Here is a 757-nt window from a genome sequence, read left to right on the forward strand (position 1 = left end):
ACGACGCCGCCATCGGCATCGTCGTCACCGATACGGTGGTCGATCAGCCCGGGCCGACCATCCTGTACGCCAACGCCGCGTTCGGTCAGCTTGTTGGGCGAGATCTGTCCGACATCGTCGGGCAGACCCCACGCTTCATGCAAGGCAAAGAGACGCGTCGGGAGACGCTGGATGCCTTTCACCGCGCGCTGGCTTCCGGCGAGCGCTTCCACGGCTATCTCACCAACTACCGGGGCGATGGCACCAAGTACCGCGCCGAGATCGATTGCAGGCCGTTGCGCGCCACCGACGGCCGCATCGAGAACTTCGTCTCGTTCGAGCGCGAAGTGGTCCGGCGGACGGGGCGGCCAGTTGAGAGTGCGGGCGGCCGCTACGAGTCCGTCGCGACAAGCAACGATCCGTTAACCACTGCTTGGCGCAATCTTGCAATCTTCGAACACGCGTAAGTTGTTATACTTCGATCACGGTCGCGTGAATACTGCATCCACAAGTTAATATAGATTGGTTTAGGGCCCGATCTTGGTGATAAATTATCGATTTAATAATTAAGCAACCCTTGTTGCGTAGTGTTGTCCCGCGCTGAGATAGACCTGGATGACGCGTCAGCGGACTGCTCCGCTGGTCTCCCGCTCTGACCCACAGCAGCCCAGAGATTCGGGAGGGTATGACCATGTTCGGTGGAACGCGCACGCACGCGGATCAGGCAGCCAAACTCGACGCCCTCGAACGCTCGCAGGCCGTCATCGAGTTCCAGCCC

Annotated in this window: 1 protein-coding gene; it reads left to right on the forward strand. The window is 60.2% G+C overall.

Features of this window, described 5'->3' with window-relative positions:
• Window positions 1–446 (forward strand): PAS domain-containing protein (locus MKK82_RS16920; protein ID WP_243986309.1); only part of this gene is annotated, 446 nt, incomplete at its 5' end.
• Window positions 447–757 lie beyond the last annotated feature (311 nt).

Source organism: Methylobacterium sp. E-046 (assembly GCF_022829625.1).
Lineage (GTDB): Bacteria > Pseudomonadota > Alphaproteobacteria > Rhizobiales > Beijerinckiaceae > Methylobacterium > Methylobacterium longum.